The sequence below is a fragment of the Polaribacter sp. Hel1_33_78 genome, assembly GCF_900106075.1.
Lineage (GTDB): Bacteria > Bacteroidota > Bacteroidia > Flavobacteriales > Flavobacteriaceae > Polaribacter.
On record NZ_LT629794.1, the window covers coordinates 1,431,145 to 1,456,496 of the forward strand.

Below are 25,352 nucleotides of genomic sequence, written 5' to 3' on the forward strand. Positions count from 1 at the left end.
ATTCTATGCTGTTAGTATTCGTTTTGTTAGTCTAAGTGAAAATCAATAAAAAAATGAAATCACAAATAGTTACTTTTTTAATTAAATGTCCAGATCAAAAAGGATTGGTAGCAAAAATTACCAATTTTTTTTATGAAAAAGGATTCAATATTTTAAGTTGTCAGCAGTATGTAAATGCTATTGAAGATACATATTTTATGAGAGTTCGGTTGAATGCTGATGGAACCGATATATCTAAAGAAGAATTAGAAAATAGTTTCATAAAGCTAGCCGAACCTTTAAGTTTTAATTGGTCTGTAAATTATGGTGATAAAAAGCAAAATGTCGCAATTATGGTTTCTCATACGAGTCATAATTTATACGATTTGTTAGAGCGTTTTAAAGAAGGACGTTTAAATTGTAATGTAAAAATGATTATCAGTAATCATGAAAAGTTAAGAAATATTGCAGAAATGTTTAATGTTCCTTTCCATTATCTACCCATGACAAAAGAGACTAAATTACAACAAGAATCTCAAGTTATAGAATTATTAGATTCTAATGAAATTGATTTGGTAATTATGGCCAGATATATGCAGATTTTGTCATCAAATTTCATCAATCATTATCCAGAACGAATCATTAATATTCATCATTCTTTTTTACCTGCTTTTCAAGGAGCAAACCCTTACAAAAAGGCATATGATAGAGGAGTGAAATTAATTGGAGCAACCGCACATTATGCAACTGAAGATTTAGATGAAGGTCCAATTATTGAGCAAGATGTGAAGCCTGTAACACATGAAAGTACACCAACAACCTTAAAAAGAATTGGTGCAGATATAGAAAAATTAGTTTTAGCGAGGGCAGTAAAAAATCATTTAAATAATCAAATTATCGTTTCTGGCAATAGAGCTGTTGTTTTTCCGGAAGCAGGAGAATAAATAGCTGTCTTAATTTTTTCGGAGAGAAGATTACTTTAAAATGGGATCTTTTTTTGTTAAAAGAAAAGTATATGACTATAATTTGATCACAATTTAGATTTTTTAAAAGTTTAATTTAAAATAAGAGTTTTCCCTCTTTTTGGGAAATTAAAAGACGATTTTTTATGAAAATAATATGTATTGGGCGCAATTACGCAAAACATATCGAAGAATTAGCAAATGAAAGACCAGAGAATCCTGTAGTTTTTCTGAAGCCAGATTCTGCTATTTTACCTAGAAAGAATCCGTTTTTTATACCTCCTTTTTCTGATGATGTTCATTATGAAGTAGAGATTTTGATAAAAATTAATAAAGTAGGAAAGCATATCGATGCAAAATTTGCACATAAATATTATGATGAAATCGGACTTGGCATTGATTTCACGGCAAGAGATGTACAAGCAAAATGTAAAGAAAAAGGTTTGCCTTGGGAAAAAGCAAAAGCATTTGATGGAAGTGCCGTTATTGGTGAATTTTATCCGAAAGAACAATTTGATTTAGAGAATTTAAAATTTCAATTGTATAAGAATGATGAAATTGTTCAAGATGGAAATACTAGTGCGATGTTATGGAAAACTGATGAATTAATTTCTTATGTTTCTCAATATTTTACCTTGAAAAAAGGTGATGTTATTTTTACAGGAACTCCATCAGGAGTGGGTAAAGTGTTTGAGAACGATAATTTAAAAGGAGTGATAGCAGGAAAAGAGGCGTTTAAGATTAGAGTTAAATAATTCTAGGGTTTTTATTATTAATTTAATTGATATCTTTTTTTTCCTTTTTTTAGGTAAATACTTTGTTATTTAGTTGATTTCCAATTGCTTTGAAGCAGCTTGGATAAGTTTCTCATCATTGGGTTTTGCTCATTTATGGATTAAATTTTATTTGAATTAGAGAAAAAGTACGGAAAAAGAGATTAATAAAATAGAAGAATAGATGAACGCAGAAATTATAACAATTGGGGATGAGATTTTAATTGGCCAAATTGTCGATACAAATTCACAATGGATTGGTCAACAATTAAATAAAATCGGAGTTTCAGTATATCAAATAACTTCTATCCAAGATGATAAAGAACATATTCTAAATGCTTTAAAAGAAGCGCAAGAAAGAGTTGGTATTGTAATTATTACTGGAGGTTTAGGTCCAACAAAAGATGATATTACTAAAAAAACAATGGCAGAGTTCTTTAATGATGGTAAAGTTAAAGAATATCCAGAGGTTGTGGTACACATTCAAAAAATGTTTAAGAAGTATAACATACCCTATAAGAAAGTGCAGCAATATCAGGCGCAATTGCCTTCAAAAGCGACTTTATTAATGAATAATTTAGGCACGGCACCGGGTATGTGGTTTTATGAAAATAATACTGTTTTTGTATCACTTCCGGGTGTGCCTTATGAGATGAAAGGTTTGATTACGCATCAAGTTTTACCAAGAATTCAGAAAAAGTTCAAGCTACCTTTTATTATCCATAAGACAATTATGACATATGGTCAAGGAGAAAGTACGATTGCAGAAAGAATTGAAGATTTTGAAAATAATTTACCACCTGATATCAAGTTAGCATATTTACCCTCTTTTGGTAGAGTACGTTTAAGATTATCCGCCAAAGGCGAAAATAAAGAAGTTTTGGAAACAGCTCTAAATGCAAAGGTTAATGAGGTTTATCAATTAATTCCTGAAATTATAACAGGTTTAGACGATGATAGTTCTTTAGAAAAAAAAGTAGGCGAGTTGCTGAAGAAAAGTAACCAAACAATTGCTACTGCAGAAAGTTTAACGGGAGGTAAAATAGCAGCAACTTTAGTATCCGTTGCAGGGTCTTCTGCCTATTACAAAGGAAGTTTTGTAACGTATTCAGCAGAAACAAAAATTAAGCTGTTAGATGTCTCTGCAGAGACTATAAAAAAACATACAGTTGTTAGTGGGGAGGTAGCTTTAGAAATGGCAAGGGGCGTCAAAGAAAAATTACAAACAAATTACGCAATTGCCGTGACTGGTAATGCGGGTCCAACAACAGATCATAATGATAAAAGTGTAGGGTTGGTTTATATTGCTTTTGTGTCAGATGATAAAGAGATTGTGCAAGAATTTAATTTTGGTCAGCCAAGAGAAAAAGTAATCAATAGAACAGTAAGTAAAGCACTTGAAATTTTACAGAAAGAAATTCATTAAAAATTGTAAAATTATTTTGTTCAGAATTAGATTTATTTGTAGATTTGCACCTCGTTTAGAGATAACACTATAAATACTGTCGAAAAGATGTCTAGAGTTTGTGAATTAACAGGAAAAAAAGCAATGGTTGGGAACAATGTGTCTCACGCTTTAAATAGAACTAAGAGAAAGTTTGACGCTAATCTAATGACCAAGCGTTTTTACATTCCAGAAGAAGATAAATGGATTACTTTAAAAGTATCTGCATCAGCTTTAAAAAATATTAACAGAAAAGGTATTTCTGCAGTTATAAAAGAAGCGAGAGCTAACGGATTTTTAACTAAATAAGCTTAAGCGATTTAAAATTTTATACAGATGGCAAAAAAAGGAAATAGAGTTCAGGTAATTTTAGAATGTACAGAGCATAAAGCTTCAGGAGAAAGAGGTACTTCTAGATACATAACAACTAAGAATAAAAAGAACACTCCAGACAGAATGGAAATTAAAAAATTCAATTCTATCTTAAAGAAAATGACTGTTCACAAGGAAATTAAATAATTAAAATATCTAGAACTCAGAACAGAGCACATAGATTTAAAAAATATACACAATGGCAAAAAAAACAGTAGCATCGTTACAAACATCTTCAAAAAGATTAAGTAAAGCTATAAAAATGATTAAATCTCCAAAATCAGGAGCTTACACTTTTGTAGAATCAATCATGCAACCAGAAAAAGTAAATGACTTTTTAGCAAAAAAGTAATATTTACTGCATAAAATACTTAAAGCTACTTTCTAATTTAGAAAGTAGTTTTTTTTGTGCCTTATAATTCCGTATTTTTGGTTGTTACTTAGAAGGCTTGTTTCTTTATTAAACATTGTTAGGCGGAACTTGTTTTCATATTTCACCGTTTGATGCTAAAATAAGTTGAGCACAAAAAAAGTATATCGTTTCTATAGTGAACGCTGGCAGCTTTAATGACAATTTGACCAAACCAAACAAATGGCATGTTTTTTAGCATACTATTGCATAGAATAAAAATAAAAATGAGTTTTTTTAAAAAAATATTTTCAAAAGAAAAAAAAGAAACCTTAGACAAAGGATTAGAAAAGTCTAAAGAAAATTTCTTTGGTAAGTTAACAAAAGCGGTTGCAGGTAAATCTAAAGTAGATGATGATGTTTTAGATAACTTAGAAGAGATTCTTGTAGCATCTGATGTTGGTGTAGATACCACTCTTAAAATTATTAATAGAATAGAGGCAAGAGTTGCGAAAGATAAATATGTTGGTACAGATGAGCTCAATACAATTTTGCGCGAAGAAATAGCTGGGTTATTATCTAAAACAAATATTGGAAACGAAACTGAATTCACAATTCCAGAGCACAAAAAACCCTATGTGATAATGGTTGTTGGTGTAAATGGTGTTGGTAAAACAACCACTATTGGTAAGTTAGCCAGTCAGTTTAAGAAACAAGGTTTAAAAGTAGTTTTAGGAGCAGCAGATACTTTTAGAGCAGCGGCGATAGATCAATTACAAGTTTGGGCAGACAGAACAGATGTACCTATTGTACGCCAAGAAATGGGATCAGATCCAGCTTCTGTTGCTTTTGATACTTTAAAATCTGCAGTTACTCAAAATGCAGATGTTGTTATTATAGATACAGCAGGACGACTGCATAATAAAGTCAATTTAATGAACGAATTGACTAAAATTAAACGTGTAATGCAGAAAGTTGTAGAAGATGCGCCACATGAAGTTTTATTGGTTTTAGATGGTTCCACTGGTCAGAATGCTTTTGAGCAAGCAAAACAGTTTACATTAGCCACAGAGGTAACTTCTTTAGCAGTAACCAAATTAGATGGCACGGCAAAAGGTGGCGTCGTTATTGGTATTTCAGATCAATTTCAAATTCCTGTAAAATATATTGGAGTAGGAGAAGGAATGGATGATTTACAAGTGTTTAATAAATATGAGTTTGTTGATTCTTTTTTTAATTAAAAAAAAGTAGGAACAAATAATTAGGTATGTTCTTGAGTCGAATTTTTGTTAAACGTTAAGTTTAATTATTTAACTATTTTATTGTTTTATTCTGTAAATTAGACCACAAGTTAGGGTTTGGTTTTAAATATCTTGGTTTTGTTACTTCTTCCAACCATTTTTTTGTAATAAACTCACTTTCTTGAATTCGAGAGTCTACATGTTTAAATAAATCGTTATCTAGCCACATTGGCTGTATAGACCAGTTGACGTTAATGTAGGAGAATGCTTTTATTATATCTAGATTGTCGTTTAAGGTTTTAAGAAAAGGTATATACCATTCTTCCCATGCTTGTTTTGCTTGATTAGGATTTGTTAGAAAAGTATCTAAAAATTCCGGACCATCAAATAGAATAGGGGAGGCCTCTGCTATAAATACGGGTTTTTTGTGTTTTCTGGCAAATGCCAGCATTTCTTCGTCTGGGTTATTAAAATAGGAATAGCCACACCAATCAACTAAATGATCACCTGGATACCATTGTTCAAGAATTTCCTGTCCAGATTCTGTTCCTTTAGATTGCCAAACGAAAGCAACATTTTTCACTTTCATTTCTTCAAATTTAGAATGAATTCGTTTCCAAGAAGCTAAATATGCATCTTTATTATAGTCGTTCCAATCCCAACCATCAAATTCGTAACCAATTCTCAGAAAAACAGGTCTTTCTATTCCTTTAATCCATTCGCCAAGTTCTTTTATTAAATGATCATGTATTCCAATCGCTACCTTTTTTTCATGACCAACCAGAGATAATCCAATAGCAATCACACTATGCTTAAAATTGTTATCATCAATATAACTCTTTGCACAGCTATCTTCTGCGCCCCAATTGGCAATAGTTTTAATACCGTCATTACCTTTCTGTGTATATCCATAAGATTCTGTTCCTTTAGCAAAACTAGTATATAAAGTAATACCTGCAGGAACCTCAAAATGGTCACAATAGCCATCTGCGTAATTATCAAGACCTCCAATGGCCTTCATATCTTGACCAATGAAAAATAGACACTCTCCGTCTTTAGGCTCGAATTTAGCGATAACTGTTTTGTTTTTACTTGAGGTTTTTTTCATAATATTTTAACTCATGTGCAATTATAAATAAGCGCTAGGTTGCTCGAATTTTCTGTTTTTAAAAGACTTTATTACTTGTTTGATCTTATTTTATTGAATTCTGCAATCAAATAGCTAATTTAATTTTTTTAAGTCTAGAAAAAAATAAAATTTGGGCGTTAAAATAGGTAGTGTAAAAATTCATAATAAAAAATAAAATTTCAAAACCTTCAGATATGCATGATTTTTTAGAATATAGTTTTCAGTTTCATAAGGTTATTAATACTCGTTTTTCTTTTGCTCTTTTTTTAATATTTATTGGATTAGAAATTATCTACCAAATCATTATAAATTCTAATCGATAATTATTATTCAGGATTTGTTGTAATTTGGAAATACTAATATTGAACCTTTCTCAAAGTTCATAAATATTCAAGAGAGACTTCCACTGTGCGTTTCTTTTAATTCCTTCTTTTAATTGCTTTTTTTAGAAGTTGGCTATAGTTACAAGTGATTAACAAAAGTTAGAATGATGCCTAAAAACTATCAATAGAGAGAATGAGAGTATAACAAACGAGCATTTCTAGCTTCTTTTTAAATTTCATCGATTAAATTGAGTGCTCTCAACAAATGCTTAAAACTCATAGAAAATTCCTTCCTCAGGAATTAAAAATTTCTCATTTGAAATTTTATAGGTGCCCAATGCTATTTTTAGATCTTTCCCAGCTTCGCCTTGTCCTTCATCAGCCAAAGCAAATGTGCCAAAATGTGTGGCTACAGATTGTTTTGTCTTTAAGTCTATATGTATTTTTACGGCCTCATTCGGATTTGTATGAATTAGGGACATAAACCAATTGGGTTTATAAGCGCCAATTGGAATAATAGACAAGTCTAAACTCGGATTTTCATTTCCTATTTTCTTAAAAATATTTTCATCATACCCCGTATCCCCAGCAAAATAAATATTTTTAGATCCTTTAATTAAATACCCACACCAGAGTGTTTTATTTTGATCAAAAGCGCCTCTGCTAGAAAAATGCACTGCGGGTGTGCCTTTTATTTTTAGAGATTTAAATTCAATTTCTTCATCCCAATCAATTTCAATAACATTCTGAATGCCCAATCGTTTAAAAAAATGAGAGACTCCAAGCGGCACAATAAACTGAGGTGTATGTTCTTTTTGAAGGGCTAGAATGGTGTTTTTATCCAAATGATCATAATGATTATGGCTAATTAGCACAACATCTATGTTTGGTAAACTATTAAAAGTTACGCCAGGCGGTCTGTTTCTTTTAGGACCGGCCCATTGCACCGGACTGCATCTTTCAGACCAAATGGGGTCTGTTAGAATGTTTAGTGTATCTAACTGAATAAGAAAGGTACTGTGATTTATAAAAATTAATTTAATACTATCTGTATAATTATTCTCTATAGGGATGTCTCTAGAATACGTTTCGTATTCTTTAATCCATTTTGTAGGATTTCTAGTGCGCATAAATTTAAACAACTCTTTTGCACCATTTACTTGCCCTCCATTGATGTTTACAAACTTCTTGCCATTAAAATGATCTGAAACATCACCAGAATACCTCTTTTTAAAGATTCCGCAACTAACTAAAAGAACAATTATACTCAAGAAAAAAAGAAACCTGAACATACTTGAAATCGTTTTTTTTAATTTTTTTATTTTCATTCCTGTTTTTTAAGCGACAAACATCCAAGTTGATTTACAAATTTACAATAAAAAGTATTTTGTAAATTATTTTGCAGTCGCAATTTATTACTTTTATCTATTCATTGGATTAAAATCTGTCCTGCACTGCTAATAGTAATTTAGGAACCAGCGATTTTCGCTAAAAGTTAAAGTCTTTATTGTTAATGGATTCTTTATTTTCTCTTTATAATCATAGAAAAGCTTCATTATATTTTTCTTTATCAAAAAAAATCTCAAAACAAAATCCTATTATCAGTGCTAAAAAAACTAAAACAGCATCTCTTTCAGCGTCTTTCGATAAAATTTTATGGGTTATTCTATACACAAGCTTTTTTTTTAAGAAGTTGTATTTATTATCTTTTATAATATTTAAATTTATAATATTTTAATGAGATCTAAAAACCCCTTAAAAGTACTAATCTTAAGTATTTGCCATTTTTAAATAAATGTCGAAATTTTTACAATTGACTAAAAACAATCAATAGAAAGAATACCAATCATTTTAAAAGCACTATTTTTGCAACCATTTTAATAATTTATATTATTCGAATAATAATTTATAAAAATATACTGCCAAAAGCGATTTAGTGAAAGGCAAAAAGCTAAAATATGCGTACAAAAACCATCAAGAAAAATAAGATCAATGTTGTTACCTTAGGTTGCTCTAAAAATATTTACGATAGTGAAGTGTTAATGGGCCAGTTAAAAGCAAATGGTAAAAACGTTGTGCATGAAGATCCTGAAGATGATGGGAATATTGTAGTTATAAATACTTGTGGTTTTATAGGGAAAGCAAAAGAGGAATCTATTGATACTATTTTGCACTACGCAAACAGAAAGGAAGCAGGAGAAATTGATAAAGTTTTTGTTTCTGGATGTTTAAGTGAACGTTATAAACCAGATTTAGAAGACCAAATACCTAATGTAGATCAGTATTTCGGAACACATGATTTGCCAAATCTATTAAAAGTTTTAGAAGCAGATTATAAACACGAATTAATTGGAGAACGTTTAACAACAACCCCGAAACATTACGCATATTTAAAAATTGCAGAAGGTTGCGATAGACCTTGTTCGTTTTGTGCAATTCCTTTAATGAGAGGAAAACATGTATCTACGCCAATTGAAGATATTATTACTGAAGCAACAAAACTAGCAGAAAAAGGAATTAAAGAGGTAATGTTAATCGCACAAGATTTAACATATTATGGTTTAGATATTTACAAAAAAAGAGCATTAGCCCAATTATTAGAAGCTTTAGCAAAAGTAGACGGAATTGAGTGGATCCGTATGCATTATGCCTTTCCAACAGGGTTTCCTATGGATGTTTTAGACGTGATGAAACGTGAGCCAAAAGTTTGTAATTATTTAGATATTCCTCTACAGCACATTAATACAGAGTTGCTAAAATCTATGAAACGTGGAACAACGCACGAAAAAACAACTGCATTGATTCATAAATTTAGAGAAGCTGTGCCAGAAATGGCAATCAGAACTACTTTAATTGTTGGTTACCCTGGGGAAACAGAAGAAATGTTTCAAGAATTGAAAGACTGGGTTGAAGAAATGCGATTTGAACGTTTAGGTGCTTTTGAATATTCACATGAAGAAAATACGGGAGCATATGTTTTAGAAGATGATGTGCCTGCTGAAGTAAAGTTTAAAAGAGTAAATGAAATTATGGAAGTTCAATCTCAAATTTCTTGGGAATTGAATCAAGCTAAAATAGGAAAGACTTTTAAATGTTTGTTTGATAGAAAAGATGGCGAATATTTTTACGGAAGAACAGAATCTGATTCACCAGATGTAGATAATGATGTTTTGGTTGATGCTAAAGAGCATTACATAAAAATAGGGGAGTTTATAGATGTAAAAATTCATGAAGCTGGAGATTACGATTTGTATGGCACTCCGATGAAATAATAATAAGTTTTATAATTATAAAACACTTATTCTACAAAGAGAAACGAAATGTGAGTTGCTCATTCTTATCAATCATAATGATTTACCATTTCCGAGGTTAATCCTAAATAGTTATCAATTAATTGAATCAACTCTTTTGAGAGTTCTAATGTTTCATCTATAACTGCAACATTATTCATTAAAATTGAAATTTGTGTTCTAATAGCATTCATAAGAAGTAATTTAGATGCAGGTTTCTCTAGTAAATTATTGATGTATTTTGTGATATCTGAATCTTCTTCTAATATATATTGATTAGTAGTATTCATGTTTTTTTCATATGGTACTGCTTGAGAAAATTGATTATAAACATGATAAATTTCTGGGTAGAATACATTTATAATAGCAGTTTTTGTATTAGTATGATTTTCTTCAATATAAATGAAGTAATCAATAATATTTAGGCTTAATTCTTTTTCCTGAATTAAGTCAAATTTACCAGAAGAAACAAGCTCAGAATACGTGTTGTTTATATTTGGAAACGTAAAGGACCTCATTAAAAAATTTAGCTTTTTGTCTAAACTATCTACTTCTAAAAAAGTTTTGTTCGTTTTATATGCCTTCATAATTGATTGTCCAATTTCTATAGATTTAAGGCAATTATTTTTAATATATTTTATGCTACTTTTTTGATATTCTATATCCTCAACAATATTAATTAAGTACCAATTTTCTTTTTTCGTATTTTCTTTCTCTTGATTCCAATTATTAAATTGTAGTGCAAGCAAAATACCAACCATTACTAAAATAATTTCTCCAAAAGCATACATTAAATATTTTCTTAATCTATTCTTCGTAATGTGTTCTTGTCTAATTTTTCTGAATAAATGTATCATTAGTTCAATCTTAATTTTAAAGATACTAAAAAAACATAACGCATTAAAAACGAAAAGGATTTTGTGTTAGAAAAACACTATTAGGATATTAATCAATTAAAATCAAATGAAAAAAATTATATTTGTTGTGAAAAATAATGACAATGACATTAATAAAATCAATATCAGGAATTAGAGGAACAATTGGTGGTAAAACTGCGGATAATTTAACTCCTATAGATACTGTAAAATTTGCTTCAGCTTATGGAGCTTTTATAAAAAATAGAAATCCAAACAAAGAAAAAATCACTGTAGTAATTGGCAGAGATGCTCGTATTTCTGGTAAAATGGTTTCTAGTTTGGTGGCAAATACATTGGTAGGTATGGGCATTAACGTTATTGATTTAGGCTTATCTACAACACCAACAGTAGAGGTTGCCGTGCCTTTAGAAAAAGCAGATGGAGGTATTATTTTAACAGCTTCTCACAATCCAAAAGAATGGAATGCCTTAAAATTATTGAATGAGAAAGGTGAGTTTTTAAATGGTGCTGAAGGTGAAAAAATTTTAGAATTGGCAGAAAGTGAGGCCTTTACTTTTGCACAAGTTGATGACTTAGGAAATTATAAAAAAAATAAAAAATATTTAAAAAAGCATATTAAAGAAGTTTTAAAACTTGATTTAGTTGATGTAAAAGCTATTAAAAAAGCAAAATTTAAAGTTGTTGTTGATGGTGTGAATTCATCAGGAGGAATTTTTATACCCGCATTGCTAAAAAAATTAGGTGTAAAATGTGTTGAGTTATATTGTACACCAAACGGACAATTCCCTCACAATCCAGAACCTTTAAAAGAACATTTAACAGATATTTCGGAATTAGTAGTTAAAGAAAAAGCAGATTTCGGAATTGTCGTAGATCCAGATGTAGATAGATTAGCTTTGGTTTCTGAGGATGGTTCGATGTTTGGTGAAGAATATACTTTAGTTGCTTGTGCAGATTATGTTTTAGGACGTTTAGGTGGAGGAAATACAGTGTCCAATTTATCCTCTTCCAGAGCTTTAAGAGATGTTACTCAAAAACATGGAGGAACTTATACAGCAAGTGCTGTAGGTGAAGTAAATGTTGTTATTAAAATGAAGGAGACCAATACTGTAATTGGTGGCGAAGGAAATGGAGGGATCATTTATCCTGCTTCGCATTATGGACGTGATTCTTTAGTGGGAGTAGCTTTATTTTTATCACACTTAGCACATAAAAAAATATCTTGTAAAGAATTAAGAGATTCGTATCCTAGTTATTTTATGAGTAAAAATAAAATTCAATTAACACCAGAAATTAATGTTGATGAAATTTTAGAGACAATGGCTTCAACTTATAAAAACGAGGATGTTAATACCATTGATGGGGTAAAAATCGATTTTTCAGACGAATGGATTCATTTAAGAAAATCGAATACAGAGCCAATCATTAGAATTTATACAGAGGCAAAATCTCAAGATTCGGCAGATGCTTTAGCGGTTAGATTTATCAATGAAATTGAAGAAATTATTTAAAAATTAATTTTAAGTTTTGAAAACATATATTATAACTTTAGCAGTTCTTTTTTTAAGTATTTCTTCTTTATTAGGACAGCAAAATGATATAACACCTAAAAAAAAGAAAGTACTTAACAAAGGAAAGTTTTTTGTTTATTGGGGGTGGAATTGGGCAAGTTTTTCAAAGTCAGACATTCGATTTAAAGGCAATAATTATGATTTTACGTTACAAAGTGTGAAAGCGCACGATACACCATCAGCATTTACTTTCAAAAAGTATTTTGGAATATCAAACCTCACTAAACCACAAACAAACGCGAGAATAGGTTATTTTTTTAAAGAGAATTATACGATTTCAATAGGTGTAGATCATATGAAATATGTTGTTGATAATGATCAATTTGTCGATATAGATGGGAACATAAATATTGGAAATGTTAAATATGATGGAGTTTATACTGGTCAACAAATTCAATTAACAGAAGATTTTTTGAGATTAGAACATACAGATGGTTTAAATTATATTAACATGCAGTTATATCGTTTTGATGATATAAGTAGTTGGTTTGGTTTAGATTCTGACAGCTTTCAAATAAATGCAACGGAGGGTTTAGGTTTTGGTTTATTATTTCCAAAAACAGATACAACATTATTAGATATGGAAAGACATGATGATTATCATATTTCTGGATATGGATTGTCTGTAGGATTTGGATTAAATATAACCTTTTTGAAACACTTTTTTATTCAAGCAGATTTAAAAGGTGGATATATAAATATGTCAAATGTTAAAATTAGCACCAATCCTGCAGATAGCGCTTCTCAAGATTTTTTCTTCTTACAGAACAATATTTTAGTTGGTGGAAAATTTAGAATTTAATGAAAAATTTAGAGCAATATTTCGATCAATATCGTAAGAATATTATTGGTGTAAACCAAACATTTATGTCTCCATATGGATTGCAAAATCTTATCTATGCAGATTGGACTGCGAGTGGAAGATTGTATAGACCAATTGAGGAAAAAATATGTAATGAATTTGGACCTTTTGTAGCCAACACGCATACAGAAACTTCAACTTCTGGTGCAGCAATGACGCTCGCTTATCATGAAGCCAGAAATATTATAAAACGTCATGTAAATGCGAACTCTAATGATGTTTTGATAACAACCGGTTCTGGAATGACTGGTGTTGTGAATAAATTTCAACGAATATTAGGTTTAAAAGTTTCTGAAAGTTTAAAAGATTATACAACTGTACCAGAAGATTTAAAACCTATTGTTTTTATATCACATATGGAGCATCATTCTAATCAAACTTCTTGGTTAGAAACGATTGCAGATGTAGAAGTGGTTCCTTGTAATGAGGAAGGTTTACTGTGTCTAGATAGCTTTGAAAAATGCATCCAAACACATGAACATAGAAAAATTAAAATTGCTTCAATTACTTCCTGTTCTAATGTAACGGGTATAAAAACTCCCTTCCATAAAGTTGCTAAATTAATTCATCAATATAACGGATTGTGTTTTGTTGATTTTGCTTGCTGTGCGCCTTATGTAGGTATTAATATGCATCCAGAAATGGAGGATGAGCATTTAGATGCTATTTTCTTTTCACCTCATAAATTTTTAGGAGGCCCAGGAAGTGCTGGGGTATTAGTTTTTAATAAGAAATTATATAAAAATACAGTGCCAGATAATCCAGGAGGTGGCACTGTAAGTTATACAAATCCTTGGGGGCAACATGACTATTTTGACGATGTAGAAACAAGAGAGGATGGCGGAACACCAGCATTTTTGCAAACAATTAAGATTGCACTTTCAATTCAGTTGAAAGATAAAATGGGTGTTGAAAATATTCGAAGAAGAGAAGATGAAATTAATGAAACGATGTTTCATACTTTAGAAAGTTTATCTGGGGTGAAAATATTAGCTCCGAATCATAAAAAACGATTAAGTATTTTTTCATTCTATTTTGAAAAGTATCACTTTAACTTAGTCGTAAAATTATTGAATGATCGTTTTGGAATTCAGACTAGAGGTGGTTGTTCTTGTGCAGGAACGTATGGACATTTCTTATTAAATGTAGATCAAGTCACTTCAAATAGAATAAAGGATGAAATTTCACATGGTTGCAATACACAAAAACCAGGTTGGGTGCGTTTGTCTTTGCATCCAACAATAACAAATTCTGAACTAACTTTTATTTGTAAATCTCTGCAAGAATTATCATTAAATATAAAAGATTGGGCGAAGGATTATAGCTATGATTCTTTGAAGAATGATTATGTTCATAAATTTACAAAGCCCATAGAAAAAGAGTTAGTTACTTCTTGGTTTTCTGTTTAGAGGCTCTCATTTTTTGCCATTCATCAAAGCTGTTTCTGTGTTTAAACCTCTTATGAGACCATAAATAAAGTTCAGGTTGTTGTATGATGTTTCTTTCCGTTAAGCGCAAATATTTATCAGTTATTTGGTAATTATCAAACTCTTTCGGAGTCTCGGTTATTAATTGAAATTCGGTTTCATAATATCCTCTTTTTACTTTTCTAGTTACATAATTTATAACGACCAAATCAAACTTTTTAGCAAGCATTTCAGCTCCTGTATGGATAGGTACCTTGACACCAAAAAATGTGCTCCAATAAAACGTTTTATGAACTTGTGGAGATTGATCACTCAACAAAATATATAACCCCTGCGTTTTTTCTGCAAAATTCCGTTGCATTCCTTTTACGGTTTCACTTGTTTTATAACCTGATACACCAAATTTTTCTCTAGAGCTTCTTACTGCTTTTTCAAAGTAAGTATTACCCAATTTTGTGTATGCACCATTAACTTTTCCTTCTAAAACTAATGGTAAACTTATTGACCATTCCCAATTTGCTTGATGAGCAGCAACTAATGCAATACTTTTTCCTTGTTTTGTAAAGTCGTTTACCAATTCAGGATTTTTATAGGTATAACGTTTTAAAATTTCTTTTTCTGATATTGAGAAAGCTTTTACACTTTCCATAAATAAATCAGTAAAATGTTTAAAGAAATTTCTAGATATTTTTTTTCTTTCGGCTTCTGATTTCTCAGGAAAAGCTAATCTTAAGTTTTCTAAAACTACATTTTTCCGATACCTAAAAACGTAATAAATCAAAAAGAAAAAAATATCAGATTTTATATATAATATGCGCATTGGCAATCTCGAGAATAGCCAAATAAAAGGGTAAGTAAGTGCAAAAACTAGAAATTGCATAAGGTTAATTTTTATTGCAAATATCAGTATTTATATTTAATTAGAAATAGTTAAAACAAACAGATTTTATTATGTTTGTAGGATGTTACAAGGTTCGAACCCCATAGTTTTATTAATCATTATCGTCAACGTTTTATTTTCAATGAAAGGTTTTGATGATAATTCATTCTTAAATAAATATAAATTTCAAGTTGGTAGAGTTTTGGGGAATGAAAAAATTAGAATGTTAACTTCTGGATTTTTGCATGTAGATTGGATGCATCTTGGTTTTAACATGTATGCACTCTATGTTTTTGGGGGTTTTGTAGCAACTAATTCTGGGATAACTAGTTTTTTAATTATCTATTTTGGAAGTTTAATTGCTGGAAATTTATATACATTACAATACCATAAATATGAACATTATTATAGTGCCGTTGGTGCTTCTGGTGCTGTTTCAGGGATTGTATATTCATCTATATTAGTGTTTCCGGATATGCAATTATTATTGTTTTTTGCAATTCCTATTCCTGGATATATTTTTGGAGTTGGTTATTTGTTATATTCCATTTATGGAATGAAAAAACAGGTAGGAAATATTGGACATGCTGCTCATCTCGGAGGTGCTATGGGTGGTTTTATTTTAACTTTAATTCTGAAACCAGAACTGTTCTTTACAAATACGGTTTTTGTTATTTTCTTAGCAATTCCAATTATTTTATTATTACTATTTGGCGATAAGTTAAAGAGTTTGTAAAACAGAAAAACATTATATCCGATAATGTCTTTCCTATCAGCTAAATAGTAGGTTTATTTAGTTTGTGTTTGATACTGTTTATCAGCTCTTTTATTTCAAATATTAATAAATTTAGAGCAAAAAAAAACTCTATTATTTCTAATAAAGTCTTTTTGAGCGAAAGACCAGGTTCGAACTGGCGACATTCAGCTTGGAAGGCTGACGCTCTACCAACTGAGCTACTTTCGCGTGGTAAAGAGCTGCAAATATAAAATCATTTTTGAGTTCTACAATGTTTTTTTTGCAAATTATTAATAAAACTTTTTTATCTTTTCTACTCACTTTTAAAAAGTGAATTCCTTCTGTATCGTAACCTTAATCATATTAGAAGTTTATATAATTAATCAGAGATTAGCGCAAACTTATAAGAGTCATAAATTTTTAAATTTGCAACATTTTTAATATTACACCCTATTGGAAAGCCGGAAGTTATAGTATCTAGTAAGGTTTTTTATTAAAGTATTCTAGAAGGCACTATAAATTGACAGAAAAATAAAAGATTTCTGTAAAATAAAAAAGGACCCTCAAATATCGAGGGTCCCTGTTCTTTGTAAATGTGAAAAAGTTATTTTACATTCATTAATTCTACATCAAAAATTAAGGTTGCGTCTGGAGGAATTACTCCACCTGCACCTGCAGATCCATATGCTAAGTCAGAAGGGATTACAAAGCGAGCTTTATCACCAACTTGTAATAATTGAATTCCTTCATCCCAGCCAGCTATTACTTGTCCTACACCAACATTAAAATCAATTGGTTGTTTTCTTTTGTAAGAAGAATCGAAAACGGTACCGTCTAATAATTGACCTTTATAATGTACAGAAACTCCAGCTCCTTTGGTTGCTTGTTTTCCATCACCTTTTTGTAAAATTTGATAACGTAAACCACTTGCAGTTTCTGCGTAACCTTTAGCAACAGAATCTAATAATTCTTTTTGTTTTGCTTTTTCTTCTGCTTCTCTTTTCTCTCTAGAACCCTCAAAAGTTCTAAATGCTTCAACAGCATTGAAGTTTTCTGCTTCTGCACCAACTCTAATAATTTCGAGAGACATTACATCGCCTTGTTTTACTAAATCAACAACATCTTGTCCTTCGATTACAGAACCAAAAACTGTATGTTTATTGTCTAGCCAAGGAGTAGGAACGTGTGTAATATAAAATTGGCTTCCGTTTGTGCCAGGACCAGAATTGGCCATTGCAAGTTTTCCAGGAGCATCATGTTTTAAATCTGGATGGAATTCATCATCAAATTTATAACCAGGGTTTCCTGTTCCTGTTCCTTGAGGGCATCCTCCTTGAATCATAAAATCAGGAATTACTCTATGGAATTTTAATCCATCATAGTAGGGAGTTCCTTGTGGCGTGATAGTATTTTCTAAATTACCCTCGGCCAAAGCAACAAAGTTACCTACTGTTCCTGACGCTTTTTCATGTTCTAATTGTACTAAAATTTCACCTTTTGGAGTAGTGAATTTTGCATAGATTCCGTTGTTCATTCTTTCTTATTTAATCGATTTTATATTTTTAATATTCTGAAACAAGTTCAGACTAAATTATTTTTTTGCGTTTAACAATGATAAGCCATATGTTAAACCGATATTAATGTTTTTTGAATTAACATTACCAAAAGGAGCGAAAACTTGTCCTCCTGAAAAATGAAATGATAAATTATCATTCAGGTGATAGTTTATTCCTGTGGAAGGTTTAATAATTATTCCTTCACCTGTATCTACACCAGCCCCTCCTGCAACACCAGCTAAAGCTTCTGCAAAAAAAGAAAATCTATTATTTAAAAATTTATTAGATTTAATTCCGAAGCCAAATATGCCATGAGCATAACCACCAGATTTACCTTCATATGCAAAAGATGCTTCACCTAAAAAATAAATTATTTTGTTAATGTCATAAATTAATTTTATAGCAATTAGTTGGAGATTTATGGCTGGAGAATCTGTTTTAGCCATATTAAAATATGTTTGATTTTCAGCTTGAACTTTTATTCCTTGTGTTTTGATTACCTTAACTTTTTCATTAGAATAAGGGTCAGTAACACCACCACTTAATCCATAATGTTTAAAACTAAAACCAACTGTGTATGCTTCAAAAGTACCGCCAACAGCCCTATGATAACCACCGTGAAAACTAATTCCAAATTTTTTAGAAAATTTAATATCGAAACCAGCACTAGGATAAATTGTTAATCCATTTTCAGGATAAATTCTTCCACCTGCAGCTCCTATTCCCATTTTTGCAAAAAAGTTAATATATTTGGATTCCACAAAATTTTTACCTGCTCCAAAAAACACATCCATAAAACCAGCTCTTAATCCGCCATACATAGCATCTGCATGAGCATATAGAAAGGTGTTTTTATTGATGTATTTTTGATATTCGAAACCTAAAACGCTTAGGGTTTGTCTTAAAGGAATTGCTTCATTAAAATTATCAATTCCATCATTTCTCGACATTCCGATTGGAAAAAAATAATCAAAGGTTATTTGTTGGACATTTTTGACACCAGGATGTTGCCAAAATTTATCTTCATTCTCTTTGTTAACTGTATAGGTTTGCTGAGCACTTGCATATGAACTTGTTCTTACTGTGGTAGGAATCTCTATAAAGAAGGAAACATTATCTCCTTTTTGGATTCCTGTAAAAAAGTTTACATAACCATACTGAACTCCAAATGAAACACTTTTTGCATTGTATTTTAAACCGGCATTTGGGTACAAAAGCCCCCCTCCGTTTACTAAACTTCTAAATCCTCCACCACCACCAAAATGGAGATTTGCATCAAAATATAAATTTTTAAATATTGAAAAATTAATACCCAAATTAACACCTAATGTGAAGAGACCACCCTGATCTCCGTAGGCTGCTCCATGAAAGCCAGCGCCTGTGTATAGCCAGTCATTTAAAGGAAAATAATAATTTAATCCCCAAAATCCCATATTGGGGTCTAATGTGTAACCATTGCCATAAGTTATATTAGGTTGGTCTATTAAAATATAATTTAGTCTAATTCTATTATGAAGTTCTTTGCCTTTTAAATCATCTAATGTATAATCTTGTCCAAAACTAATTAGAGCCACAAAAACTAAAATTAAAAAAAGAATATTTTTCATGAACTTAATTTTTGAACTCGCTTGTAAAATGAAGTTTTACTGAAGGATATTTACTTTGCGTCATTTGAATTGTAAAAGCGGAATCAGCTAAAAAGACTAATTGACCTTGTTTATCCTTTGCTAAATAACGCTGTTTTACTCGTTTAAATTCTTTAAATTCTTCACTTTTTATATTTTCAGGTTCTACCCAACAAGCTTTGTGAACATTTAAATTTTCATAGGTACATTTTGCACCATATTCATGCTCTAATCGATATTGAATAACTTCATATTGCAAAGCACCAACTGTCCCAATTACTTTTCGTCCGTTCATTTCTAAAGTAAATAATTGAGCCACACCTTCGTCCATTAACTGATCTAAACCTTTATAAAGTTGTTTCGATTTCATTGGATCTGCGTTGTTTACATATCTAAAATGTTCTGGAGAAAAACTCGGAATTCCTTTAAAATTTAATTGTTCACCTTCTGTTAGAGTATCACCAATTTTAAAGTTTCCAGTATCGTGTATACCTACAATATCGCCAGGAAAAGATTCTTCTACAATTTCTTTTTTCTCAGCAAAAAATGCATTGGGACTAGAAAATTTTACTTTTTTACCATTCCTAACATGTAAATAAGGAGCATTTCTCTTAAAGGTGCCCGACACAATTTTTATAAAAGCTAATCTGTCTCTGTGTTTAGGGTCCATATTTGCATGTATTTTAAACACAAAACCAGTCATTTTTTCTTCTTTAGAATCTACTAAGCGTTCTTCCGCTTTTTTAGGCTGCGGAGAAGGTGCAATTTCAATAAATGCATCTAGTAATTCTTTCACCCCAAAGTTATTTAAAGCTGACCCAAAAAATACGGGTTGTAATTTTCCTTCTAAATATTCTTGCTGATTAAATGATGGATACACTTCATCGATTAATTCAATTTCTTCGCGTAAAGTTTCAGCTGCAGTTTCACCAACTATTTGATCTAATTCTGGGTTCGATAAATCATCAAATTGAACACCATCAGAAATAGTAGTTTTGTTATCACCAGAAAAAAGATTTAATTTCTTTTCCCAAATATTATAAATTCCTTTAAAATCATATCCCATTCCAATAGGAAAACTCATTGGAGTTACGCGTAAACCAAGTTTTTGTTCCACTTCGTCTAATAAATCAAAAGCATCTTTTCCTTCTCTATCTAGTTTATTTATAAAAACCAACATTGGTATGCTACGCATTCTACAAACTTCTACTAATTTTTCTGTTTGTGGCTCAACACCTTTTGCAACATCTATTACTACAATTACACTATCTACAGCGGTTAAGGTTCTAAAGGTGTCTTCAGCAAAATCTTTGTGCCCAGGAGTATCTAGTATGTTTATTTTTTTATCCTTATAAATAAATGCAAGTACAGAAGTAGCTACAGAAATTCCTCTCTGACGCTCAATCTCCATAAAATCGGAAGTTGCTCCTTTTTTTATTTTATTATTCTTTACTGCACCAGCTTCTTGTATAGCACCACCAAATAATAATAATTTTTCTGTTAAAGTAGTTTTACCAGCATCTGGGTGAGATATAATACCAAATGTTCTTCTACGTGCTATTTCTTTTAAAAAACTCATTTACAAAAATTGAGGTGCAAATATAGGTTTTATTCTATAATTTTTTTAGCTTATTACTTGATAATGAGAATAAGATTCATAAAAAAATGATCTATTAATTTATCTAATTTAGTCAAATACTTCAAGTAATATTTTTTAAAAAGTTTAAAATTTCACTAAAATAGAATTTTAGAAAATAGAATTTTAGATCGATTTTTTTGTGATAATCAGTTAATTACTTGTTCTTTTAGAATATATTAATTTAAAATTTCTATCCTCATATTTATATCTTCAATGGGCCATTCATCGACACCAACTTTTACTTTAGAGATTCTATCCATAACATCAAAACCAGAAATAACTTCGCCAAAAACAGTATGCTCATTGTCTAAATGATGAGCACCACTTCTTTTATGAACTATATAAAATTCAAAAGGGCTTGATAGCTTATTTGGGTTGTTTTCCCACTGTCTAGCAGCGGCTAATGCGCCATATTTGTGTTTTCTATGATTTCTGAATTCGGGTTGCATTAAATAATTCCCATATTTTCTTCGCTGTTTTTGAGTATACATATTATCAGAATTTCCACCCTGAATAACAAAATTTTTTGCTACCCTGTAAATAACCGTAGTGTTAAAATATTTAATTTTTGTAAGAAAAATGAAATTAGCTCTATGTATTGGAACATCTTTGTATAATAATAGTTTTATATTTCCGAATTTTGTTTTTATAAGTACTTTAGTTTCTTGATTTTGTTTTCCATATTCTAATAAAAAAGCTTCAGTATTGAATCTATTTAAACTATCCCAAGGTTTCGTAATTATATTTTCTTGTTTCTTTTTAAGGTCTTTTATCTGTTTAACTTCAAGAGTTTTTTCTTTTTTATTTTTCTCTTGATTGCATTGATAAAAGGGAATAATGATTAAGAAGAATACTATTTTATAGAAACTTTTCACTTTTGATATTGATTATTATAAAAATCAAATATAAATCATCAAAATAAAACAATAGATAAATCTGATGGTTTTATTACATTTTTAAGTTTTAAAACTATTTGATTGCATTATATTTGTAATCATGGAGGAACAAGTGATTTTAGTTGATAAAAACGACAATCAATTAGGTTTAATGCCTAAAATGGAAGCGCATGAAAAAGCTGTTTTGCATAGAGCTTTTTCAGTATTTATTTTTAATAAGAAAGGAGAATTAATGCTGCAACAAAGAGCTGCGCATAAATATCATTCACCGTTATTATGGACAAATACATGTTGCTCACATCAACGAAATGGTGAAACCAATTTAGAAGCAGGTAAAAGAAGATTACAAGAAGAAATGGGTTTTGTAACAAGTTTAAGTGAAGTTTTTTCATTTATATACAAAGCTCCTTTTGATAACGGTTTAACGGAGCATGAATTAGATCATGTGTTAATCGGTTATTTCGATAATAGACCAATAATCAATAAGGATGAAGCAGAAGATTACAAATGGATGTTGTTAGAGGATGTGAAATCTGACATAGAAAAAAAACCTTCAATTTATACTGAGTGGTTTAAAATAATTTTTAAAGAATCTTTTTCGAAGATTTCAAGTTATAACCTTGGAGATACTAGTTTTTAATTTAAAACAAAAAAATATATGCCTAAAGTAACTGTTCATAGAAAAGCACATTTTAATGCAGCGCACAGATTGTATAGAAAAGATTGGTCGGATGCTAAAAACTTTGAAATTTTTAACAAGTGCAGTAATCCTAACTTTCATGGTCATAATTATGAGCTCATAGTTTCTTTAACAGGAGAGATTGATAAAGAAACAGGATATGTGTATGATTTAGGAATTCTTAAAAATTTAATAAAGTCTGAGATAGAGGAGTGTTTTGATCATAAAAATTTAAATGTTGAAGTTGAAGAATTTCAAGATTTGAATCCTACAGCAGAAAATATTTGCGTAGTTACCTATCAGAAATTAAGAAAACACCTCCCTAATAATTTAGATTTAAAAATTACTTTATATGAAACGCCTAGAAACTTTGTTAGTTATACTGGAGAATAATTTAGGCTTATTTTTATGATTTTTGAATCGTTCTAATGAATATTGAAAGTAACTATAGTTATAGTAAGTAAACCCTTGGAAATTTAATTTATCTTTTAAATTTATTCCTTCTTTTTGTAAATCTTTAAAGAAAATTTCTTCAGCCGTTTGGAATTATTGTGTACTAAACCATTTTCCCAAAAATTTCATTTCCGAAGAATATAAAATAGAAACTTTAATTTTAGAATCAATACCTGCTAATAAGTTTAGTCTATTTTTTACATAATGAAAACTTTCTTGAGGTGTTCTCACATAGGCATGTATTAATAACCTATCGACATGATTACTTATATTTTGTACTTCTTTTTCTGTGAATTTCCCAATATAAGCCTCTATTTGTATTGGGTGATCGATTTCATTTGCGAGTTTTCTCATTATTTTTAAAGACTCAATATAGAATCTAAAAGAATTTTCACGATTACATTTTTGATAGCTATCTTTTAGATAACTTTTACAATAATAACCTTTGTTTGAAGAAGACTCCTCGTCCCAGTATTCATATTCTAAATTATAAATATCAATTTTTTCTTTAGAATTTTTCCTTGAGATATTATAGGGGTGAATAACATTAGTAAAAAAATCGCCACTTTCACCAGATGCACTTATTTTTTGAATTCCATATTCAACTTTTGCTTTAACAATAAAACTAGCTAGAACTCCATTTTTTGTCTCATCCCCTAATGGAAATCTTTTATTTATTTTATGTAAATCATAAAGAATTAAGGTATTGATTTCGTGATTTTTTACAAATTCTAATAATTCAGTTTCTAAATGATAAGATCCTAAAATATTATTAAAATTGTTGACATATAGTTCTCTTTCGGTGCTTAATGTGTAGGAAATGTTTAGCAAACAAATTGCTATTAGAACATATTTAATAAGTTTCATAATGTGGGGGGATATATATGTAGGGATATATATCTTCTCAAAGGTAATAGAGTACTTTATATAAAAACATGATATATATCATGTTTTTATATAAAGTACTCTATTACTAGGGTTTTATGATTTAAGAGTTCTTAAAAATTTAATAAATTCTGAGATAGAGGAGTGTTTTTATTATAAAAATTTAAATATTAAAGACTAAGAATTTAGAGGTTTGAATTCTACTGCAGAAAATATTTGTGTAGTTATCTATCAGAAATTAAGAAAACACTTCTCTAATAATTTAGATTTAAAAATAACTTTGAGTGAAACTCTGAAAACTTTATGAGCTACTGTGGAGAATAGTTTATTTTAGGCCTATTTCTCTGGTTTTTAAATCGCTTTAAAGAATATTGAAAGTAACTATAGTTATAGTAAGTAAACCCCTTAAAGTTTAATTTCTGCTCTAATTCTATTTCTTCTTTTTCTAATTCTTTAAAGAAAATTTCTTCAGCTGTTTTAAATGATTGTGTTTTAAACCATTTCCCCATAAAGTTCATTTCCGAAGAATATAAAATAGAAACTTTAATTTTAGAATCAATACCTGCTAATAAGTCTAGTCTATTTTTTACGTAATGAAAACTTTCTTGAGGTGTTTTAACATAGGCATGTATTAATAATCTATCTACATGGTCACTAACATTTTGCACTTCTTTTTCTGTGAATTTACCAATATAAGCCTCTACTTTCACTGGGTGGGCAATTTCATCGGCAAGTCTTCTCATAGTTATTAAGGATTCCACATAGAATTTAAAAGAATTTTCACGATTACATTTTTCATAGCTATCTTTTAAATAATTTTTACAATAATAACCATTGTTTGAAGAAGACTCCTCATCCCAGTATTCATATTCTAAATTGTAAATATCAAATTTTTCACTAGTTTTTGTTCTGGAAGTATTGTACGCGTGAATAGCATTTATAAAAAAATCGCTACTCTCGCCAGATGCACTTATTTTTTGAATTCCATACTCAACTTTTGCTTTAACAATAAAACTAGCTAGAACTCCATTTTTTGTTTCATCGCCTAATGGAAATCTTTTATTAATTTTATGCAAATCATAAAGAATTAAGGTATTGATTTCATGATTTTTTGCAAATTCTAATAATTCAGTTTCTAAATGATAGGTTCCTAAAATATTACTAAAATTGTCTACATATAATTCTCTTTCAGTGCTGAATGTGAAATAAATATTTAACAAACAGATTAAGATTATAAATTTCTTTAAAGTTTTCATAAATTTTGTGGAGGTTAAAAAAAGTGCTTAAATATACTCAATAATTATTAATTTATTTACAAATATGATAAAGTATCAAAATATCTTAAGTCTTAATGCTTAGTTTTATAGTAAAATTTAATCCTTTAGTTGTTCTAATGAATTTCG

24 protein-coding genes and 1 tRNA gene are annotated in these 25,352 nt (G+C 29.9%); 14 read left to right on the plus strand and 11 right to left on the minus strand.

Annotation, left to right across the window (positions count from 1 at the left end):
• Positions 1-53 precede the first annotated feature (53 nt).
• From purU to ftsY, 7 genes are all read left to right on the plus strand, one after another.
• Positions 54-923, plus strand: coding sequence for a formyltetrahydrofolate deformylase (gene purU / locus BLT88_RS06030; RefSeq protein ID WP_091953657.1), 870 nt, complete (start codon positions 54-56; stop codon positions 921-923).
• A 164-nt stretch (positions 924-1,087) separates the two neighbouring features.
• A complete protein-coding gene (locus BLT88_RS06035) occupies positions 1,088-1,696 on the plus strand; it encodes a fumarylacetoacetate hydrolase family protein (RefSeq protein WP_091953659.1) in 609 nt (202 codons plus the stop codon).
• A 202-nt stretch (positions 1,697-1,898) separates the two neighbouring features.
• Positions 1,899-3,140: a competence/damage-inducible protein A gene (locus BLT88_RS06040; protein WP_091953660.1), complete on the plus strand. Its 1,242-nt coding sequence runs from the start codon at positions 1,899-1,901 to the stop codon at positions 3,138-3,140.
• Between the two features lie 87 nt (positions 3,141-3,227).
• Positions 3,228-3,467 carry a 50S ribosomal protein L28 gene (gene rpmB / locus BLT88_RS06045; RefSeq protein WP_036785598.1) on the plus strand — a complete coding sequence of 80 codons (240 nt, stop codon included), beginning with the start codon at positions 3,228-3,230 and terminating at the stop codon, positions 3,465-3,467.
• Between the two features lie 27 nt (positions 3,468-3,494).
• A complete protein-coding gene (rpmG, locus tag BLT88_RS06050; protein ID WP_036785601.1) occupies positions 3,495-3,677 on the plus strand; it encodes a 50S ribosomal protein L33 in 183 nt (60 codons plus the stop codon).
• A gap of 52 nt (positions 3,678-3,729) precedes the next feature.
• On the plus strand, positions 3,730-3,882 hold the full coding sequence (locus BLT88_RS06055) for a DUF4295 domain-containing protein (RefSeq protein WP_081958155.1): 153 nt from the start codon (positions 3,730-3,732) through the stop codon (positions 3,880-3,882).
• 284 nt (positions 3,883-4,166) lie between these two features.
• Positions 4,167-5,120, plus strand: a complete 954-nt coding sequence (gene ftsY, locus BLT88_RS06060; RefSeq protein ID WP_091953662.1) for a signal recognition particle-docking protein FtsY — start codon at positions 4,167-4,169, stop codon at positions 5,118-5,120.
• Between the two features lie 73 nt (positions 5,121-5,193).
• On the opposite strand, the gene BLT88_RS06065 is transcribed toward ftsY, so the two are convergent.
• On the minus strand, positions 5,194-6,228 hold the full coding sequence (locus BLT88_RS06065) for a glycosyl hydrolase (RefSeq protein WP_091953663.1): 1,035 nt from the start codon (positions 6,226-6,228) through the stop codon (positions 5,194-5,196).
• A 613-nt stretch (positions 6,229-6,841) separates the two neighbouring features.
• Positions 6,842-7,900, minus strand: a complete 1,059-nt coding sequence (locus BLT88_RS06070; RefSeq protein WP_197675656.1) for an MBL fold metallo-hydrolase — start codon at positions 7,898-7,900, stop codon at positions 6,842-6,844.
• A gap of 630 nt (positions 7,901-8,530) precedes the next feature.
• On the opposite strand from BLT88_RS06070, the gene rimO reads away from it, so the two are divergent.
• Positions 8,531-9,844 (plus strand): 30S ribosomal protein S12 methylthiotransferase RimO, encoded by a 1,314-nt coding sequence (rimO, locus tag BLT88_RS06080; RefSeq protein ID WP_036785610.1) that lies wholly within the window; start codon positions 8,531-8,533, stop codon positions 9,842-9,844.
• A 68-nt stretch (positions 9,845-9,912) separates the two neighbouring features.
• Here the strand turns inward: rimO and BLT88_RS06085 are convergent, their stop codons facing one another.
• A complete protein-coding gene (locus tag BLT88_RS06085) occupies positions 9,913-10,719 on the minus strand; it encodes a DUF6090 family protein (protein ID WP_091953666.1) in 807 nt (268 codons plus the stop codon).
• Positions 10,720-10,862: 143 nt separating this feature from the next.
• Here BLT88_RS06085 and glmM point away from each other — a divergent pair, with 143 nt between their 5' ends.
• The 3 genes from glmM to BLT88_RS06100 are packed head-to-tail and all read left to right on the plus strand — an operon-like array spanning position 10,863 to position 14,582.
• Positions 10,863-12,251, plus strand: coding sequence for a phosphoglucosamine mutase (glmM, locus tag BLT88_RS06090; protein WP_091953668.1), 1,389 nt, complete (start codon positions 10,863-10,865; stop codon positions 12,249-12,251).
• Between the two features lie 16 nt (positions 12,252-12,267).
• Entirely contained in the window at positions 12,268-13,113 is an 846-nt protein-coding gene (locus BLT88_RS06095; RefSeq protein WP_231960102.1) for a hypothetical protein, read from the plus strand.
• On the plus strand, positions 13,113-14,582 hold the full coding sequence (locus BLT88_RS06100; protein WP_091953669.1) for an aminotransferase class V-fold PLP-dependent enzyme: 1,470 nt from the start codon (positions 13,113-13,115) through the stop codon (positions 14,580-14,582). Before BLT88_RS06095 ends, BLT88_RS06100 begins: the two co-directional genes overlap by 1 nt.
• Here the strand turns inward: BLT88_RS06100 and BLT88_RS06105 are convergent.
• A complete protein-coding gene (locus tag BLT88_RS06105) occupies positions 14,560-15,480 on the minus strand; it encodes a lysophospholipid acyltransferase family protein (protein ID WP_091953671.1) in 921 nt (306 codons plus the stop codon). The two genes, BLT88_RS06100 and BLT88_RS06105, sit on opposite strands and share 23 nt — an antisense overlap.
• 142 nt (positions 15,481-15,622) lie before the next feature.
• Between BLT88_RS06105 and BLT88_RS06110 the strand changes: the two genes are divergently transcribed.
• Positions 15,623-16,216 (plus strand): rhomboid family intramembrane serine protease, encoded by a 594-nt coding sequence (locus BLT88_RS06110; protein WP_231960103.1) that lies wholly within the window; start codon positions 15,623-15,625, stop codon positions 16,214-16,216.
• Positions 16,217-16,371: 155 nt separating this feature from the next.
• On the opposite strand, the gene BLT88_RS06115 is transcribed toward BLT88_RS06110, so the two are convergent.
• The 5 genes from BLT88_RS06115 to BLT88_RS06135 form a co-directional block, all read right to left on the minus strand.
• A tRNA-Gly gene (locus tag BLT88_RS06115) sits at positions 16,372-16,444 on the minus strand.
• Positions 16,445-16,820: 376 nt separating this feature from the next.
• Positions 16,821-17,750, minus strand: coding sequence for a peptidylprolyl isomerase (locus BLT88_RS06120; RefSeq protein WP_091953674.1), 930 nt, complete (start codon positions 17,748-17,750; stop codon positions 16,821-16,823).
• A gap of 57 nt (positions 17,751-17,807) precedes the next feature.
• Complete coding sequence (locus BLT88_RS06125) at positions 17,808-19,379, minus strand: hypothetical protein (protein ID WP_091953675.1); 1,572 nt, start codon at positions 19,377-19,379, stop codon at positions 17,808-17,810.
• 4 nt (positions 19,380-19,383) lie between these two features.
• The gene (locus BLT88_RS06130) at positions 19,384-20,976 is read right to left on the minus strand and encodes a peptide chain release factor 3 (RefSeq protein ID WP_091953677.1); all 1,593 of its coding nucleotides are present in this window, start codon (positions 20,974-20,976) and stop codon (positions 19,384-19,386) included.
• Positions 20,977-21,212: 236 nt separating this feature from the next.
• Positions 21,213-21,911, minus strand: a complete 699-nt coding sequence (locus BLT88_RS06135) for a peptidylprolyl isomerase (protein WP_172824264.1) — start codon at positions 21,909-21,911, stop codon at positions 21,213-21,215.
• A 121-nt stretch (positions 21,912-22,032) separates the two neighbouring features.
• On the opposite strand from BLT88_RS06135, the gene idi reads away from it, so the two are divergent.
• A complete protein-coding gene (gene idi / locus BLT88_RS06140) occupies positions 22,033-22,572 on the plus strand; it encodes an isopentenyl-diphosphate Delta-isomerase (RefSeq protein ID WP_091953680.1) in 540 nt (179 codons plus the stop codon).
• 18 nt (positions 22,573-22,590) lie between these two features.
• A complete protein-coding gene (locus BLT88_RS06145; RefSeq protein ID WP_036785641.1) occupies positions 22,591-23,004 on the plus strand; it encodes a 6-carboxytetrahydropterin synthase in 414 nt (137 codons plus the stop codon).
• 153 nt (positions 23,005-23,157) lie between these two features.
• Here BLT88_RS06145 and BLT88_RS06150 read toward each other — a convergent pair whose 3' ends face one another.
• Both BLT88_RS06150 and BLT88_RS06155 read right to left on the minus strand, forming a co-directional pair.
• Positions 23,158-23,931, minus strand: coding sequence for a hypothetical protein (locus BLT88_RS06150; protein ID WP_157691149.1), 774 nt, complete (start codon positions 23,929-23,931; stop codon positions 23,158-23,160).
• A gap of 326 nt (positions 23,932-24,257) precedes the next feature.
• Positions 24,258-25,205 (minus strand): hypothetical protein, encoded by a 948-nt coding sequence (locus BLT88_RS06155; RefSeq protein ID WP_091953684.1) that lies wholly within the window; start codon positions 25,203-25,205, stop codon positions 24,258-24,260.
• Positions 25,206-25,352 lie beyond the last annotated feature (147 nt).